Below are 1,154 nucleotides of genomic sequence, written 5' to 3' on the forward strand. Positions count from 1 at the left end.
GGCGAGCTGGGTCACCGGCCTGGAACCCCTGGTCCTGCTCTTCCGCCTGGGCATGCTGCCCGTGCTGGCCGCGTTCGTCGTCCTGGCCGGGATGACCGGGCGGCGGGTCACCGGCTCCTGGGCGGGGGCGGCGCTGACCGCGGCCGGAACGGTGCTGGTGACGACGCCGAGCCTCTACCTCGGCAGGAGCGGGGCGTTCACCTGGGGAGGGGTCCCCGACCTGATCTGGGCGAGTCCCACCCAGATGTTCGGCGCCCTGCTGTTCGCGCCCGTCGTCCTGCTCCTGATCGACCTCCTCGAACACCGGCGGCGGGCCGCCGGGCACTGGCCGCTCCTGGGGATCCTCCTGGTGGCGGTGGCGGGCGCCAAGGCCACGTACCTGCCCCTTCTGGGCGCGGGACTGCTGGCGGTGGCCGCGACCGGGACGGTCAGGTGGCGCAGGCCCTCCCGGCCCACGCTCGTCGCGCTCGGGATGACGGCGGCGTGCTTCCTGCTCGCGCAGTTCGTGCTGTTCGGCGGTGCGAAGCAGGCGCTCGTCGTCGACCCCCTCTCCTTCATGCGCACGGTCCGGGAGGAGATGACCGGCACCGGCCCCCTCCCGGGCCGGGCCGATCCCTCGCCGCTCTCCTCCCTGGGGATCGCCGCGGTGTTCCTGCTCGGCTGGGCGGCCGCCTGGGGCGGGATCGCGGGCCTGCTGTGCCGGCCCCGGCTGCTCGCCCGTCCGGGAGTGACGCTGATGCTCGGCATCGGCGCGGCCGGCGTCGGCGCGGCCCTCCTGCTCGGCCACCCCGGCCGGAGCCAGCTCTTCTTCCTCTGGGGCGCCTACCCGTATCTGGCGGCCCTCGCCGCCTTCGGGATCCTCGTCCTGCTGCGACGCGCCCGGCAGTCGCGCCGCGCCACGCTCTGCGCGGCCGGTGCGGGGCTGGCCGGGGCCTACCTGATCCCGTTCCTGTGCGGCGTCAGGCTCCCGCTGGCGCCGGGCACGCCCGACTCCGCGCTCTACCGGCCGTACGCGGTACTGGTGGTCGCCGTCCTGGCGGGGGCGACCGTGCTGACGTTCACCCGGGGGCGGCTGCGCGCCTGGGCCCTCGTCGTCACCGCGCTCGCGGCTCTCGGCCTGCCCGCCGGGGTGCACGCGCGCGTGCTGACGGCCC

Annotated in this window: 1 protein-coding gene; it reads left to right on the plus strand. The window is 76.2% G+C overall.

Annotated features, from left to right (window positions below):
* The coding region (locus AB0G16_RS37865) for a hypothetical protein (protein ID WP_362815710.1) at positions 1 to 1,154 on the plus strand (1,154 nt) is incomplete at both ends.

This window comes from Streptosporangium sp. NPDC023615, from assembly GCF_040640155.1.
GTDB lineage: Bacteria > Actinomycetota > Actinomycetes > Streptosporangiales > Streptosporangiaceae > Streptosporangium.